This is a genomic window from Streptantibioticus ferralitis (assembly GCF_029223525.1).
Lineage (GTDB): Bacteria > Actinomycetota > Actinomycetes > Streptomycetales > Streptomycetaceae > Streptantibioticus_A > Streptantibioticus_A ferralitis.
Map to the genome: position 1 here is coordinate 1 of NZ_JARHTQ010000043.1, position 14582 is coordinate 14582.

Below are 14582 nucleotides of genomic sequence, written 5' to 3' on the forward strand. Positions count from 1 at the left end.
GCCCTAAAGGGCCTAAAAACGAATTCCTTTCGGAATTCTCGCCCCACCAGAATTCCCCTTCGGGGAATTCGTTGTGGTTTTTGTCGAGCCCCTTCGGGGCTCTTTGTTGGCGGCTTTGAATTCCCGTTCCGGGAATTCTTGGTTGTTGTTTGTGATGGTTTTTCATCCCTTCGGGATGAGCTTCTAGTTTCTCTTTTTGGATTGATTGGTGGGGGCGGTCGCCTTCGGCGTCCGCTGGGGTTGGGCCCCTTCGGGGCTTCCTGCGTGACGGTGTATCACGGGGGTGGAGGCTTGGCGTCTGCTGTAGATCCTAGCAGGTCAACGCCCCTGACGGGGCGTTTATACGGGGTGCCGGGTGGCGGGTGGAGGGGCTGGCAGCTGGAGGGGGCGGGGGTGGTTCTCGGGCTAAGGCATTTCGTGAAGATGGTTTTCCTTAGGTGCCGAGGTGCCTATTTGTCGCCTTTTTCGTGCTGGCCGTATGTGTGATACAAGAGCCTCTGTTGCACGGGGCTAGTATCGGGCTTCCCTCTCCTGTCATTCCTGGTTTTACGACGTCCTCTAGGTTGCATTCCTCTCCCTCTTTCGCTCGCCGTAGACACGATGCCTGTTGAGGCCACTTTCATTCAAAAGCTGACTGTATTTTAGCTTGCTCAACTACGCACTTTAGTTGCCAGGAAATAGAGAGGGACCAAGCAGACTGAGCGTCAAGAACAATGCGTCAGACGGGAATACGTAGACGTCCCATCAAATCCCGAAGACTCCAACGCAGTTAGCAAAGGATAAGTTTGCAAACTAGAAACTCGTCAGTCTCGCCGCTGAGGTTGTCGGCGTGTACGCGCTCGTCGAAGTCGAAGGGGGCACCACGATGGAGCGCCACCAACCGAAGGGAGAAGACCATGGCGAGCATCAGCGCGCCGACGCCGGAGTACGGCGCTCCCTACCTGCCGATCACCACCGCCAGGAGCAAGCCCGTGTCAGCACACCTTGAACGCGTGGACATCGCGGAGCTGGACGCCGAACAGCGGCGCTGGCTGCCGGACCCGATCCCGCCGGACCTGCGGATGGAACGCTGCACCGGATGCGGCCTGATCGCCGCCAACATCCCCGGACCAGGACTGGACCCCTGGAAGAAGCACTGGGACTACTGCCCCGGCGAACCAGAACCAGACGAAGACGAGGACTGACACCGTGCCGACACCCCGGCTGCGTCGCTTCGCCGCCTTGACGAAGGTTTGCAAACTAGAAATGCCATGATGGGCGCATCACAGCACACCCCCGTCGCGTTCCTCGTCTATCCGCACTGCGTCGTGCCGGTCACGGCGCTGCCGCCCGGCGAGGACAAACGATGGGGCTGGACTCGCGGGAACTGGGAACTGCTGCCCCCCGGCCCCGAAGGGCCGAGAGGGGCTCCTGCATGCGACTCCGGTTTCTGTGCGAAGCCTGGCGGTGGTTCTAAGGAGGTCAGCCCAGGACGCGCCAGGGCTCGCGGCCGTTCTTGTCAGGTCCGGGCCGGGCATCCATCCCGGGGGCAAACCGTTCGTAGGCTTCTTTCAGGTACTCCGGCGACAGGTGCGATTCGGCGGCCAAGTCCTCAAAGGTCGTTGTCCCTTCCGCGAGGGCGAGGCCGATGGCCTCATACAGACACCCCTGAACCGAGCGGCTGGCCTGGACAAGATCGGCAACGGAGTCTGTCAGGCGGCCGTCGTGCAGGCTCTGGCGGGCGTTGTCATCGATCATGCTGGCTGCCACGGTCAACCCGGCGTCCAGCGACTTCCGCTCCTCGGGTAGCTGCCTGGCCGCTTTTCGGAGAATGCTCATGGTGGCACGGTAAGGCCGGAACTCGGCGTCGGGTGGGCAACTTCCGAAAGCAAGCCCCGTACGGTGCGGAGCGGCCGTTCCCCTCACGACCGCTTGGCCAGGACCACCCCGGTCTCCTCACCGTCCGCCGCGGCATCCATGTCGTACGGCGGCAGGCCAGCCTGCAGCAGGGCCTCCACCACCATCGTCGCCAGCTCAACCAGCCGCTCAGGCAGATCGTCGCCATCGATGACGGCCCGGCCCACGACATAAAGGCCGACCGGATCGCTCAGGCTGCTGGGCGAAGCCCATATCGGCGATTCCTAGCATGCGCCCTTCAGACACAGCTGATACACCAGTACCCAACGCCCGTAGGGGGCCCGCGCCTTCGCCGCCTCGCATCGCAGTGCGCCAGACTGCCACTCGTGACCGCACCACGACGCCCGCTGGGAACCGGCCCCCGCACCGACGATGCCCCGAACCAGGCGACCGCACTACGCGGGCGCACAGCCGCCGAACAGGCGGCGGAAGCGGTACGCATCAGTGCGGCGCACCACGCACCCGAGAACACGCCGAGGATGCCGTCGGCACTGCGCCGCACCCTGGGTACAGGCCCGCACGGCACCTGACCGCTAACGTCCCGCACCCTGCCGGTAGCGAAGGGACGGACGCGGACCACATCCCCGGCCGCGGCTCTTCCGGCGGCACCGTGCGCGAAGATGGGGCGGCGGCAACGAGACGCACCACGGAGGGGGATTCATGGCTTCGGTCTGGGTAGCGACGAACACCACGCAGGAAGGGACGTTCGCGCTGGTGCGGGACTGCGAGATCCGCAGCTTGCGCATGGACGGCAGCAAGCTACGCACCCTGACGGCGATGACCGCCGACCCCGAAGGGCCGCGTACCGCCCTGGTCTACGCCCCGGAAACGGATGTGCCGTACCGGGGCATAGAGACGGCCCCGCCGTTGCCCCCGTGCTTCCACCTGGAATTGATCCACCACCTCGACAGCGCCCGCAACCTCGTCGCCAACGACCCCGAAGGACCGGTCCTCATCATCCGGGCCGGCCTAGAGGACGGCGAGTGGAAGTGGCGGACGTACACCTACGACACGTTCCACGCCCACATGACCATGGAGGCGATCACTACCGCCGAGCAAGGCTGATTCTCCTGCTCGGCCTTCGCATGAAGTGCGTGCCGAGCTGAAGAGGACCTGCGGGCGGTGCGGTCACAGCCTGCGGCTTCATGACAGACCCGCCCCTGAACGGGGCGTCGGGCACTCCCCGCCGGAGGCGTGTCACTCCAAGAGGGGCTGCGCGTGCATCGTCTTCATCCCTGCTGACGAGTGGTGTTCGTCGGAGATCGGCAACAGGTTGGGCGACACACCAGCCGCGCGGCGGGGCCGGACACGGACGTGAGACCGAGGCCGAATCGAACGGGATACGTTTATGGGATTCGCCGAGGGGCCGAAGGAGAAGAGCAGGTTGAAAAGTGCAGTTGTCGCTGTCGTCTTCGCGTCGCTTCTCACTGCTGCGGTCAGCGGTGGCCTGGTGATCGATGCGGGGGTGACCGGTGCCAGGGGCCTGATGTGGTCGGCACTGTTCGTCTTCCTGTGCTCGTTCGCCGCGTTCGCAGGATTGCTGGCCATCGAGTACCAGGTGATGCGGTCCGCCCAGCAGGCGCGCAACTACTGGACCCGGCGGTCGTGAAGGAGCTCGACCGGCAGCCCGCAGATCGCACAGCACGCATGCTGGGAACTGCAGGGGTTCGGCGTCCGGGGGCGGGATATCGTGGAGGGGCCTGATGTCCGTTTCGTTTCATGATCAAGCAGGAGTGTCCCGCGTGCCCGAGGACCCCATCGCCCACAACGAACTCGCTGCTCTGACCCGACGCTTCCAAGAGGTCGCGGAGAAGAACGATCGTGAGTTCGGGATCGTCAAGAGCGACTTGACGGCGGTGCGTCTTCAGGTGGGGAACCTTGATCAAAAGGTCGATCGGCTGGATGCCCGCCTCGACGCGCTGGGCGAGCAGATGAACCGTAACCAGGCGCAGATCATCGAGCTGCTCTCGCGTCTGGTCGGTCGGGACCCTAGCGCCGGCTGAACCTGAATCTCCTCCAACGTCGACGGCCCGGCCTCCAGCGAGGTTCGGGCCGTCGACGTTGCGTGCTTTCATGCCCTGGCGTTGGAGGCCTGTTGCCACTGGTTCGGCTGGCCAGCGGGGGTGAGGGCGTTGAGGTGTCGGTGGGCGACTGAGTTGGTGCCGAGGAGCAGGGCGGTGGGGGTGAAGTGCGGTTCGTTCAGGTGGCGTTCCAGTGCGCGTAGGCAGTTCCAGCGCAGGGAGGGGTGGGCGGAGTGGGCGTAGTGGTGGAGGTCGCCGTAGGGGAGCCAGGTGATGGCGGCGAGGTGGGCCAGGGCGTGGTTGTGCGGGTACAGCCGTAGGCAGCGTCCGGCTTCGACCCAGGCCCGGGTGCCGGTGCGGGGTTGGGGGTCGAACCAGGTGTGTTCCACCAGGAGGCTGAGGTGGGCGAGCTGCGGGTACAGCAGGAGCCGAGGGACGAGGACGCTGCAGATCACGGCTGGCCAGCCGCCGACCAGGTAGGCCGCGGCCAGGACGGCGGCAAGAGCGGCGACGCGGCCGGGGGCATGGCCGACGTTGGCGGCGATCCCGGCGGCGGTGGTGCGGATCCCGCGCCAGGTGAGCGGGTGGATGAAGGCGATGGCGGCCTGGCGGCGGGCGGCGCCAGGACGCAGCCCGGCCTGGTGGAGTTCTTCAAGGTTGGGGTCGACGCCGGTGACGGTGGCGTTGGGGTGGTGGTCGCGCACGTGCCGGGTGCGTCGGACGGTGGCGGGGGCCAGGCCGAGGGGGCGGTGGGCGAAGACCTCGGCGAGCAGCAGGTTGGCGCGCGGTGTGCGGGCGAGGACGCCGTGGATGGCGAAGTGGCTGATCTCCTGCAGGTGGCGGAAGTGGACGGCCACACCCGCGGCGGCCGCCGCGGCGGCGAGGGGGCCGTGGGCGGCGAGCAGCCACCAGCCGGTGATCTGTATCCACTGCCCGACCAGCAGCAGCGCGGGTGTCCAGTTGTTGGCACGGGCGCGCTGGAGGGCTATGAGCTGGGCGGCGTCGGCGGCGTGCGGTCGGCCGCGGGCGAACCATGCCCGGTCGATCTGGCGCAAGGCGATGCCGGTGGCGATGGCGGTTAAGCAGAGCAGCATGAGCGACCCCGAAGTGGCAGGAGGAAGCGGGAGATCCCCGCGCGAGATCACTTAGAGTACATCTAGTGACTAGCTTCTTTGCTGCTCGGCGCGGGGCTGCAGCTGCCCGGGGGCGAGTGGCCCCGTCAGATCGCCTGCGTGTACGTTCCCGGAGGCGCAGAGCCTCTTGTTGAAGCGGTAACTCGGTTGTCAGCCAAGCGGCATGGGGGGATTGAGTACATGATCGGCAACGCAGGTGAGACCCAGGTACTACTCGAGACGCCCCGGCTCGTCCTGCGCCGCTTCACGCTGGCCGACGTGCCCGTGTTCGCTGCCTACCGCTCGGACCCGGTGATCGCCCGCTACCAGGCCTGGACCGCACCGGTGCCGCTCGACGTCGCCGCCGCAAAGCTCCGCGAGTTCGCCGCTGCCGACCTCGGGCAGCCCGGATGGTTCCAGTACGCGGTCGAACTCAAGGCCGACGAGTGCCTGATAGGCGATGTCGGCGTGGACCTGCACGAGAACCTGGTGCAGGCCATGTTGGGTTTCACGGTCAAGGCTGACCGGCAACGGCACGGGTATGCCACCGAGGCGGTGCGCGCGGTGCTGCGGGACCTGTTCGAACGCCGCGGCCTGCACCGCGTCTCCGCGGAGTGCGACACCCGCAACCTGCGCTCCGCGCGGCTCCTGGAACGGGTGGGTTTCCAGCTTGAGGGGCCGAGCGACCAGTGGTTCAAGGACGAGTGGACCGAGGGCTTCCTCTACGGCCTGAACGGCGACCGATGGGGTCAACCGACCGCGGATCACCCGGCCGGAGCAAGCTGACCGGCCTGCAAGCCGGGCTCTCGGCTCACTCCAGCAGCGCTCCCCGCATGACGAGGCCGCCCCTGAACCTGCACGGTTCAGGGGCGGCCTCGTCACTTCCAGTGGTCGGCCGCTCCCCTGTTTCCGTGCTGTCGGCACGTTTGGACCATGCCCAGCGCGGTGGCAGCTGACCGTTTGATCGAGGTGTTACGGCCTCAGATGGAGACAGAAGCCGAAAGCGTGGGCGCCGGTGGGATCGGACGCCGGTCTACAGCGCGTCAACACCTTCCTTGACGCGGTCGCTGTCCCAGGTGTCGGCATCCAGCATGGGCCGGGCGAGGGTCTCGTATTTCTGCAGGACCAGCGGGGCGGAGTCGGCGCCTTGTCCCCATACCGATTCGAACCGCTGGCTCCAGCGGTCGACGCCCTTGAAGTACACGCTGGAGCGGCCCTTGGTGAAGTCCGCGTCGCCCTGTTCCTCTTCGACCAGAACGGCCGCGCCCGCGAAGACGATGTAGTCCACGGCCTGTTCCGCGCGCAGCCGGTCGCGGACGGCCAGGCCGCAGGTGACACCCAACTCCCGGTGGTGCGAAATGAGCTGGAGCAGGTCGCGGGTGTAGTCCTCGCGGGCCAGGTCGGCGGCGTGGGCGATGAACAGCCGGCTGATGGTGCCGCCGGACTCGATGAACTGCCGGTTGGCCGCGAGGTATTCGCGGCGCCGGGTGAGCAGGGACGGGTCGGTGGTCAGGTCGGCCGCCAGGATCCGCTGCGGCTCGGACTGGGAGCTGATGAGCGTCTTGACGAGCATGACCGACAGACGGGGAACCTCGCTTGAGTACACCCGCAGGTGTCCATCCGCGATCTCCCCGTACTCGGCGACCAGGTCGCTCTCCAACTGCGCGCGGATCAGGTCGTAGTAGTGCGCGTCATCCATGGCATTGAGGTTATTGGCGCGACGCAGCGTGATAAAGCGCCGACGCAGCCATATATGGGTGGCGACCAGAACCAGGACGATCACGGTCTCCGCGACCAGCAGGATGTTCTTCACGCCCCGGCCCGAGTTGGCCCAGGCGACGATCGGGGTGACGATCCCGATCAGGCCGATGGCGTTGGTCAGCGCCGGTGACGCCAGTGCGCTGGCGGTCCGGGCCGCCGGAGTGCGGCGCGGTGCAGACACGAGTCGTTTCCCCCTCCTCGGCCCGCAAGGGGCCATAAACCGTTCACGATGGCTGCCCGGCCGCGGGCACGGGGACGTCGTAGAGGACGTCCCAGCGCTCAGGGGGCACCACGATGTCCGCGGTCTCCACCGCGCGCCCGCTGGTGTCGTAGTAGGTGCGGGCGATCAACAGCGCCTGCGATCCCGTGGGCAGCCCCAGCACCTGCGCCTGGTCCTCATCGAGATGGATCGGCCGCGGCACTTCGACCACCCGGGCGACCGTGATGCCGATGTGCGCCATACGGGCCACCACCCCGCGTCCGGCCAGCGGTCCGCCCTCGGGCAGGACGATGACGGTGCGGTCGGTGACGGCCATCGGCTCCCAGCTGGTGATCAGCATGACGGGCTGCCGGTTGGCCAGGACCTCGTAGGCGGTGCGGACGCACAGGTCGTCGGTGGCGATGCCCAGACGGGAGGCGATGTCCGATGGTGCCGGGACCTTGGCGATGCTGTTGGCCTCCCAGGTGCCGTCGAAACCGGCGGGGAGCAGGCCCGGGGTGCGGTGAGTCTCGGTGCGCAGCATGGTGCGGCGCTCGTAGGTGGCGCGCACGTAGGTGCCCGAGCCGGCCCGGCCTTCCAGCAGGCCCTCAGCGGTCAGGATCTCCTGAGCACGCCGGATGATGTTCTCCCCGACACCCAGCTCAGCACCCAGGGTTCCGCGCGAGGGGAGCCGGTACCCGGCGGGCCAGGTGCCGTCGGCGATCCGCTCACGGAACGTGCTGGCGACTCGCAGGTAGGCCGAGGATCGTGACGTGCCGTCAGCCATGCCTCTCCTCGCCCACGGGTGCTGACCTGTACCGATTGACAATCTAGTCACTAGGCTAAGATCTAGTGACTAGAACCACTGTCAGTAGCTAGGTCGATCGGGGTGCAGTGGCCTACGACCGCCAGATCGCCATCGCCCACTCGGCGACCGCGCAGCTCACCGCTCTGGGCGCTGAGCCCCGCGTCATCACCGAGGACGGCTCCATCCGGATCGAGGCCACCGTGACCGCGGACCTCATCCGCCACTGGTCGAGCCTGCTCACGATCCTCTACATGGGCAGCGACTTCGGCCTGGCCGACACCGAGGACGGGCAAATCGCCTGGCTACGCGTTGAATTGGGAGACGGCACCCACCCATGACCCACCGCATCGAGCGCCGGATAGCCCAGCCCTTCGCCAAGGGCCACGGCGCCAAAAACGACTTCATCATCCTGCCCGACCCCGACAGCCGCCTCGCGCTCTCCGCGGCCGACGTAGTACGCCTGTGCGACCGACGCGCGGGCATCGGCGCCGACGGCATCCTGCGCGCCGTGCGCTGCGCCGCCGACTCCGAAGCCGCAGCGGCGGGGACCAGCGCCGAGTGGTTCATGGACTACCGCAACGCCGACGGCAGCAAAGGCGCGATGTGCGGCAACGGCCTGCGCGTTCTCGCCCGCTACCTGGTCGACAGCGGCCTGTGCCCACCCGGCCCCCTCACCATCGCAACCCGCGCCGGAACCCGCCAGACCTATGTCCCCACCCGTAGCGATGAGTTCGAAGGCGATGTCACCGTCCTGATGGGCCGACCCAGCATGCCCGGCCCCGACACCATCGAGGTCGCCATCGCACAACGCCGCTGGCCCGCCGTGCACGTGGACATGGGCAACCCCCACGCCGTCGTCTTCGTCGACGACCTGGCCCACGCAGGCGACCTGCACACCTCTCCCACGGTGACACCCGCTGACGCCTACCCCGCAGGCGTCACCGTCGAGTTCGTCACCACCCACACGCCCCGCCACCTCGCACTGCGCGTCCACGAACGGGGCGTCGGAGAAACACGTGCATGCGGAACCGGCGCCTGCGCCGCCGTCGCCGCCGCTTTGCACGGAACACAACAAACTGGCACCACCTACTACACCGTGGACCTCCCCGGCGGCCGACTGCGCATAGCGGTGCGTGCTGACGGGACCATGGAACTGAATGGCCCTGCAGAGATCGTCGCTCAAGGCACCGTCCACCTCAGTGCCTGTGCGATGTCTGGGTGATCGTGTGCGGTGCTGTGGTGCTGTGTCGGGCGTTCCGCTTGGCTCCGGTGCGGGCGCGGGGGAAGGACTTCAAGATTCGTCGTCTTCCGCGGCCAGCTCGTCTCCGGAGCGCCGAGCGATCTTCTTCACCGTCCCTTGCAAGGCCTGCAACAGCTCCCGCTCGGCCTCCTCGGTCCTGAACGAGATGTTCCACTGCCGGACGTCGTCGACCAGGCCCTCGATCGCCTCGTCGAGCCGCTGGCGTAGCAGGCCGGGACTGAGGGCTTCGACCTCAACCGCGATGTGCGGGTCGATGCCCTCGCGCAGGCACTCCTCCCGGTAGCGCCGGAAGTTGACGTCGGCCGTATTCACGTCGTGGGTGGTGAACTGGCCGGAGCGGACATCGTCTGCGGTAACCGCGATCTGCTGGAAGTCCAGGTCGACCCCGCCGTTGCCGTAGCGTCCGATGCGCTCAACCACCGATCGGGGTACGGCTCTCCCAGTCGGATCCCAATCACCAGCGAAGATGACAGTGACACCTCTGCCCTGCCGGGCGTACTCCTCCACGGCCTCGTAGACGAAGGTCTTCGAGGACTGTCCGCGGCACGAGTACAGGCCCACGCCCCAAGCGGAGGTGATCGGCTGGAGGACGCCGGCGACAGAGTCGCTCTCGCACCAGACCTCGACCCGCTGGCTCTGCGAGGCCCACAGATTCCGCCGGTAGCTCTCCGTCATGCGCGCCATGGCGTCCTCAAGCGAGTCGTACTGAACCTCCTGCCGCACCATGCGGGTGCCGTCGGTGATCCACTCCCACGGCATCATCCCGTGCTCCCGCATGTAGCCGAGCTCACGGACGGGCACCGAGTAGTTCCGGCGCGAACCGGCGGTGTCCTTGGGCCACAGAACCCCGATCCCCAGGTAGTACACGTGGCGCACGCTGCACGGTTGGGCCGCTTCCGTGATCGAGTACAGCGCGGCACGCAAGGCTTCTACCTGTGCTTTCGTGCGCCGCGGCCGTTTTGTAGAGCTAGCGCCGTAACTCACATTCCCAGTGAACGCCTCGGCGAGCGTCTCCGTCACCATCGCCTTCGCGCTGCACCGGTATGCCGTCTGCGTACAGGGGGCTGGTGCCCGGCGGATGTGCTCCGGGCACCAGCGGCGAACGTTCAGCGGCGTCGGCCGCCTCGGGGCTCTTCCGGCGGTGGCTTCCAGCCGCGCACTTCTAGGTGGGTGATCTCGGCGCCGGGGCGTAGTCGTCCGGTCTGCACCATCCACCCTTGTACGGCGGCGGCGACGTCTCCGCCAGCGGCGTCCACTTTGCCCTGCCATTCGACGGCGTCGAATCCGCCGGGCCCCTGGCCTGCTCCGGGCGATTGGCCGTAGGAGCGTTCTTCGGTGTTGTCCTTGTCCCGTTGGACGACGTTGCGGCGTACACCGGGTGAGTCGACGCGGGCGCCGGCGGGGTGGATGAACGCTTCCTTCTTCGCGCGGACGGTGAACGCGACCTTGCCGTCGACCGCGGCGGTCTTGGCGATGACGGGCCGCAGCCGTGAGGCGCCGGACTTGATGTGTTGCTTGGCGGCACGGGCCATGGATGAGTGGCCGGGCGTCTCGGTGACGTCCTTGGTGCGGACCCGGGCCTTTTTTCCCTCCTTGGTAGTTCGGCGAGTCACATACGCCGCAGCAATTCCCTGCAATTCCTCGACATCTGCCGGGCCGCCTTCACGGACGCGTCGCGTCACATTCCGCAGTGCTTCTACATATGCCCCACCGGTGCCCCGACCGCGGGTGAAAAAGCGGGAGACGATGCTGGAGTTACGGCCGAGGATGTCGGCGACCTGCTTGCGGGAGTACCCGGCGGCGATGAGTTCGTTGGTCAACTGCGCTGCCTCGTTGAGCTGCTGCTCGCCGCCGCCTCGGCGCCTACGCGGGGTCACTGGGTGGCCTCCTGTTCCTCAGCGAGGTGGGCGCGGCCGAGGGCCTGTAGCGCCAGCAGCTCCTCCTCGGTGCGCGGGCCGGTGATCGGGCCCGGCAGGCGTCCTTTGAGTAGGTAGTCGCCGGGCTCGCCGTGGTACGGCCACGCGGCGGCGTGGGTGGTGTAGATGGCGTCCGTGCGTAGCGCCACCACCGTTCCCGGCGGGAGGTGGAGCGCGCCGACCGAGACATCGTCGTCGCGCATGCGCTGGGACAGCAGCGCCGCGCGAGCGCGGCCCCACAGGTCAACTGCCCATTCCGGGTGGGCGTTGGGGTCGCGGCTGAAGCCGGTGTTGCGCTGCCAGGTGATGGTCTCGCCGTCCACACCGATGATCTGGGCGCCGTCGGGAACGTCCTGCTCACGGCCGACCGGGGTGGAGCCGGTGGTGATGCGCGGGCGCTGGGCGAAGCCGCCGATCCCGTACAGGAGGATGGAGCGCACGGCGCGGGATGCCAGGTGCGCGGCGGTGCGCTGCCGGGGGTCGGCGTGCATCTGCGCGAGGCTCTGCAGGGAGTTCCAGGCCTCCCTCAGCCTGCTCGACCAGTCCCGCAGCGGCTGGCCGCTCTCCCACAGCAGCCCGTCGAGGATCTCGATCCGCCAGGGGCGGATGTGGTTACGCAGTGCCAGATTGATCTCCGCGCCGCTCGCCCAGGTCACGAAGGTATGCCGGGGCTCATTCGGGTAGCGCCACGCGCGGTCTCCGGCCACGGGCGCCGGGAGGATGCCGACGTGCTCCCAGCCGTCGGGGACGGTCACCCGCACCTGCCAGTGGCTGGGCGCGAACAGGGCGTTGGTCTGCTCCTTGGCCGACATCGCCGCGAAGGCCTGCGCGGTGACCCGGCGCGGCACGCCCACGCCGCTGGACCAGGTGTGTTTGGCGTAGGCGAAGGTCCGGTCGTACTCCAGCAGTTGCGGCAGCTTCTCCGGTACGCGCGGCGGGGTGAGCAGTTCAACGCGGCCCTGGCCGCCGGTCGCGTGCAGCAGCCCCCTGATCTCCTCCGACATCACCGGGTACCCCTCGGCCCACCGTGAGCCGGGCTTCGCCGGGATCGTGCGCGTCCACAGGTCCCGGCCGGTCTGGCTCGGGGAGCCCATCAGCACCACGTCGCTCCAGTGGTGGTGTAGCGCCTTCCACAGCAGCACGAATGCGTCGCGGACCATGGCCGGGTCGGCTCCGGCCGGGTCGAACCACTCCCCGACTGAGCGGATTTCGACGTGCTGGCTGCCGCGTTGCCACCGGCCGACCGGGCGGCGCTCATGGACGAAGTGCCCGGCGAGCCGGTCCTTGCCCCGGCTCGATTCGGCCTGCCAGCCCGGCACCGGGGCGTTGAGCCATGCGCTGACAGCGTCTCGCAGGAACGCGTGCCGGGCGGCATCGCGGTGCCAGGGGTCGCCCGCGGTGATGTAGAGCCGCTCCACGCTGTCAGGTACCTCGGCGAACACGGCGGTCAAGATCTCCGCCACACTCGCGCTGCCGAGGTCCAACCGCACCGTCTGGTCCCGGTACACCAGAACACCGGTAGCCGTGTCCAGGAACGCCATCTGCCGAGGCTGCTGGGTGAAGTTCGGCCGGGTCGAGACCAGGCCCGGTGTCGCCGCGAACCACGCATCCCCCGGGTCCCCAGCCGGGATCGACGGCAGCTCGCGTGCCTGTCCCTCGTCGACGGCCGTGTCTGCAGCCGGGGTTCCGTCCTGCGCCGCTGTCTGCGGGGCGGGCTCCTGGTCGGGCTCGTCGTCAGGTGAAGCAGTGTCGGCGGATTCCAGGTTCGAATCGGCGGCCGGGGTTTCGGTGCGGCGCAGGTCCGGTGCGAGCGCACCATCCTGCCGCGGAATCGCCTGAACGGCTTCTTCCGGCCTGTCGTGATCTTCTGCGGGCAATGAGATCAGCGGAGGCCTGTCAGGCCCTGTGGCGGTCGCTGAGGGCCCCAGGTGAGGCACGAGAGCCACCACGTCCCCCACGCTCACCCCGGCGGCCGGAGCGATCCGGTCAGCCTTGGCCTTGTCGTAGGCGCCGAGCGCGCGGATCCGCTTGTCCCGGTCTGCCTCCAGTTGCGCCAGTTGCTTGCGGACCGCCTTGATGTCATCGCGTACGCCGCGCACTTCGGCGAGGGCTGCGGTGAATTCCTTGCTGTTCATCACGTCCTCCTCTGCGCTCACGCAGTCATGGCCATGTCGGCGAACATCGAATAGTGCAACAACGCCGCAGCTGTGATCGTGGTCGTCGGACCGTTGCGGTGCTTGGCGACGATCAGGTCGGCTTCGCCGGAGCGGGCGGACTCCTTGTCGTAGGCGTCTTCACGATGCAAAAGGATCACCAGGTCGGCGTCCTGCTCGATGCTGCCGCTCTCGCGCAGGTCAGAGAGCATCGGCCGTTTGTCCGCGCGCTGTTCGGGGCCGCGGTTGAGCTGCGAGAGCACCACGACAGGGACGTTGAGTTCCTTGGCCAGCAGCTTCAACGAGCGGGACATCTCTGAGACTTCGACCTGCCGGTTTTCCGTCTTGCGTCCGGTGGTCATCAGCTGGAGGTAGTCGATGACGACCAGGTCCAGGCCGCTGCGCTGCTGCAACCTCCGGCACTTGGCCTTGATCTCCATGACCGTGGTGTTCGCCGTGGTGTCCAGATACAGCGGCGCGTCGGCGATGCGGTGGGTGACCTTGGCAATGCGCTGCCAGTCGTCCGGGCTGGGGTTGCCGGACGTCAGGTGATGCAGTCCGACCCGAGCCTCGGCCGAGGTGAGCCGGTTCATCAGCTCGGCCTCGCCCATCTCCAGCGAGAAGACCGCCGCAGGGCGGTCGTGCTTGATGGCGCAGGCGCGGGCGAAGTCGAGGGCGAGTGTGGACTTGCCCATGGCGGGGCGGGCCGCGACGACGATCATCTGGCCGGGGTGGAGCCCGTTGGTAAGCGTGTCCAGGTCGCTCAGGCCAGTCGGGACCCCCTTGGCCGCGCCGTGCTTTTGCAGGTACTCCAGCCGGTCGATGTAGTCGGCGTACCGGTCGCCGACGCGCACGGTGGCCGAGTCCTCGCGCAGCTGGATGGCGTTGTGCAGCTCGGCGCCAGCGGCGTCGAGGATCTCGCTCACCTCGCCGTCGGCGGCGTATCCCATCTGGGTGATCCGGGTGCCAGCCTCCACCAGGCGGCGCAGCTTGGCCCGGTCGGCGACGATCTCGGCGTAGTACTCGGCGTTCGCGGCGGTGGGCACCGCGTTCACGAGGGTGTGCAGGTAGGCAGCGCCACCGACGCGGTTGATCTGACCGCGCTTGGTCAGCTCGGCCGCGGCCGTGATCGGGTCAGCTGGCTCGCCCTGGGCGTACAGGTCGAGGATCGTGTCGAAGATGGTCTCGTGGGCGGGCCGGTAGAAGTCACTGCTCTGCAGGACCTCGACGACGTCGCCGATGACGTCCTTGCTCAGCAACATCCCGCCCAGGACCGACTGTTCGGCGTCCAGGTCCTGCGGTGGGATCCGCTGGAAAGTGGCGGGACCCTTCGGCTCTTCACCGTCGAACGGCGGGGTCGGGGTCGGTACGGTGGTGCTCATCGGTCTCCATTTCCGGATGCATCGGATCGGGGATCGGCGGGTCGCCCCTCGCTACAGGGGCGACCCGCAGTCG

General features: G+C 67.7%; 17 protein-coding genes. 8 read left to right on the forward strand and 9 right to left on the reverse strand.

Features of this window, described 5'->3' with window-relative positions:
- Positions 1 to 896 precede the first annotated feature (896 nt).
- Entirely contained in the window at positions 897 to 1184 is a 288-nt protein-coding gene (locus P2L57_RS35830; RefSeq protein ID WP_275821958.1) for a hypothetical protein, read from the forward strand.
- A 277-nt stretch (positions 1185 to 1461) separates the two neighbouring features.
- Here the strand turns inward: P2L57_RS35830 and P2L57_RS35835 are convergent, their stop codons facing one another.
- Both P2L57_RS35835 and P2L57_RS35840 read right to left on the reverse strand, forming a co-directional pair.
- On the reverse strand, positions 1462 to 1818 hold the full coding sequence (locus P2L57_RS35835) for a hypothetical protein (protein WP_275821960.1): 357 nt from the start codon (positions 1816 to 1818) through the stop codon (positions 1462 to 1464).
- A gap of 83 nt (positions 1819 to 1901) precedes the next feature.
- Entirely contained in the window at positions 1902 to 2063 is a 162-nt protein-coding gene (locus tag P2L57_RS35840) for a hypothetical protein (RefSeq protein ID WP_275821962.1), read from the reverse strand.
- Positions 2064 to 2222: 159 nt separating this feature from the next.
- On the opposite strand from P2L57_RS35840, the gene P2L57_RS35845 reads away from it, so the two are divergent.
- The 4 genes from P2L57_RS35845 (at position 2223) to P2L57_RS35860 (ending at position 3899) form a co-directional block, all read left to right on the forward strand.
- Complete coding sequence (locus P2L57_RS35845) at positions 2223 to 2426, forward strand: hypothetical protein (RefSeq protein ID WP_275821964.1); 204 nt, start codon at positions 2223 to 2225, stop codon at positions 2424 to 2426.
- A gap of 130 nt (positions 2427 to 2556) precedes the next feature.
- Positions 2557 to 2961 (forward strand): hypothetical protein, encoded by a 405-nt coding sequence (locus P2L57_RS35850; RefSeq protein WP_275821966.1) that lies wholly within the window; start codon positions 2557 to 2559, stop codon positions 2959 to 2961.
- 319 nt (positions 2962 to 3280) lie between these two features.
- Entirely contained in the window at positions 3281 to 3505 is a 225-nt protein-coding gene (locus P2L57_RS35855) for a hypothetical protein (RefSeq protein WP_275821968.1), read from the forward strand.
- A 133-nt stretch (positions 3506 to 3638) separates the two neighbouring features.
- Entirely contained in the window at positions 3639 to 3899 is a 261-nt protein-coding gene (locus P2L57_RS35860) for a hypothetical protein (RefSeq protein ID WP_275821970.1), read from the forward strand.
- A gap of 68 nt (positions 3900 to 3967) precedes the next feature.
- Here the strand turns inward: P2L57_RS35860 and P2L57_RS35865 are convergent, their stop codons facing one another.
- A complete protein-coding gene (locus P2L57_RS35865) occupies positions 3968 to 5011 on the reverse strand; it encodes a dihydrouridine synthase (protein ID WP_275821972.1) in 1044 nt (347 codons plus the stop codon).
- Between the two features lie 219 nt (positions 5012 to 5230).
- Here P2L57_RS35865 and P2L57_RS35870 point away from each other — a divergent pair, with 219 nt between their 5' ends.
- Positions 5231 to 5815 carry a GNAT family N-acetyltransferase gene (locus tag P2L57_RS35870; protein ID WP_275821974.1) on the forward strand — a complete coding sequence of 195 codons (585 nt, stop codon included), beginning with the start codon at positions 5231 to 5233 and terminating at the stop codon, positions 5813 to 5815.
- Positions 5816 to 6062: 247 nt separating this feature from the next.
- Here P2L57_RS35870 and P2L57_RS35875 read toward each other — a convergent pair whose 3' ends face one another.
- Complete coding sequence (locus tag P2L57_RS35875) at positions 6063 to 6971, reverse strand: hypothetical protein (protein ID WP_275821976.1); 909 nt, start codon at positions 6969 to 6971, stop codon at positions 6063 to 6065.
- Positions 6972 to 7014: 43 nt separating this feature from the next.
- Positions 7015 to 7776, reverse strand: a complete 762-nt coding sequence (locus P2L57_RS35880) for a GntR family transcriptional regulator (protein ID WP_275821978.1) — start codon at positions 7774 to 7776, stop codon at positions 7015 to 7017.
- Positions 7777 to 7883: 107 nt separating this feature from the next.
- Here P2L57_RS35880 and P2L57_RS35885 point away from each other — a divergent pair, with 107 nt between their 5' ends.
- Positions 7884 to 8135, forward strand: a complete 252-nt coding sequence (locus tag P2L57_RS35885; RefSeq protein WP_275821981.1) for a hypothetical protein — start codon at positions 7884 to 7886, stop codon at positions 8133 to 8135.
- Complete coding sequence (dapF, locus tag P2L57_RS35890; RefSeq protein WP_275821984.1) at positions 8132 to 9019, forward strand: diaminopimelate epimerase; 888 nt, start codon at positions 8132 to 8134, stop codon at positions 9017 to 9019. Before P2L57_RS35885 ends, dapF begins: the two co-directional genes overlap by 4 nt.
- Before the next feature lie 69 nt (positions 9020 to 9088).
- Here the strand turns inward: dapF and P2L57_RS35895 are convergent, their stop codons facing one another.
- The 4 genes from P2L57_RS35895 to dnaB all read right to left on the reverse strand — a co-directional run bounded on the left by P2L57_RS35895 (position 9089) and on the right by dnaB (position 14509).
- Entirely contained in the window at positions 9089 to 9982 is an 894-nt protein-coding gene (locus tag P2L57_RS35895) for a hypothetical protein (protein ID WP_275821986.1), read from the reverse strand.
- A 182-nt stretch (positions 9983 to 10164) separates the two neighbouring features.
- The gene (locus P2L57_RS35900; RefSeq protein WP_275821988.1) at positions 10165 to 10935 is read right to left on the reverse strand and encodes a hypothetical protein; all 771 of its coding nucleotides are present in this window, start codon (positions 10933 to 10935) and stop codon (positions 10165 to 10167) included.
- Entirely contained in the window at positions 10932 to 13109 is a 2178-nt protein-coding gene (locus P2L57_RS35905; protein ID WP_275821989.1) for a hypothetical protein, read from the reverse strand. Before P2L57_RS35905 ends, P2L57_RS35900 begins: the two co-directional genes overlap by 4 nt.
- A gap of 17 nt (positions 13110 to 13126) precedes the next feature.
- Complete coding sequence (dnaB, locus tag P2L57_RS35910; protein ID WP_275821991.1) at positions 13127 to 14509, reverse strand: replicative DNA helicase; 1383 nt, start codon at positions 14507 to 14509, stop codon at positions 13127 to 13129.
- Between the last annotated feature and the right edge of the window lie 73 nt (positions 14510 to 14582).

Excerpts from the sequence above, each read along its gene's own strand:
- P2L57_RS35830 (WP_275821958.1), top strand. The coding sequence starts at position 897 with ATGGCGAGCATCAGCGCGCCGACGCCGGAGTACGGCGCTCCCTACCTG.
- P2L57_RS35835 (WP_275821960.1), bottom strand. The coding sequence starts at position 1,818 with ATGAGCATTCTCCGAAAAGCGGCCAGGCAGCTACCCGAGGAGCGGAAG.
- P2L57_RS35850 (WP_275821966.1), top strand. The coding sequence starts at position 2,557 with ATGGCTTCGGTCTGGGTAGCGACGAACACCACGCAGGAAGGGACGTTC.
- P2L57_RS35865 (WP_275821972.1), bottom strand. The coding sequence starts at position 5,011 with ATGCTGCTCTGCTTAACCGCCATCGCCACCGGCATCGCCTTGCGCCAG.
- P2L57_RS35870 (WP_275821974.1), top strand. The coding sequence starts at position 5,231 with ATGATCGGCAACGCAGGTGAGACCCAGGTACTACTCGAGACGCCCCGG.
- P2L57_RS35880 (WP_275821978.1), bottom strand. The coding sequence starts at position 7,776 with ATGGCTGACGGCACGTCACGATCCTCGGCCTACCTGCGAGTCGCCAGC.
- dapF (WP_275821984.1), top strand. The coding sequence starts at position 8,132 with ATGACCCACCGCATCGAGCGCCGGATAGCCCAGCCCTTCGCCAAGGGC.
- P2L57_RS35905 (WP_275821989.1), bottom strand. The coding sequence starts at position 13,109 with ATGAACAGCAAGGAATTCACCGCAGCCCTCGCCGAAGTGCGCGGCGTA.
- dnaB (WP_275821991.1), bottom strand. The coding sequence starts at position 14,509 with ATGAGCACCACCGTACCGACCCCGACCCCGCCGTTCGACGGTGAAGAG.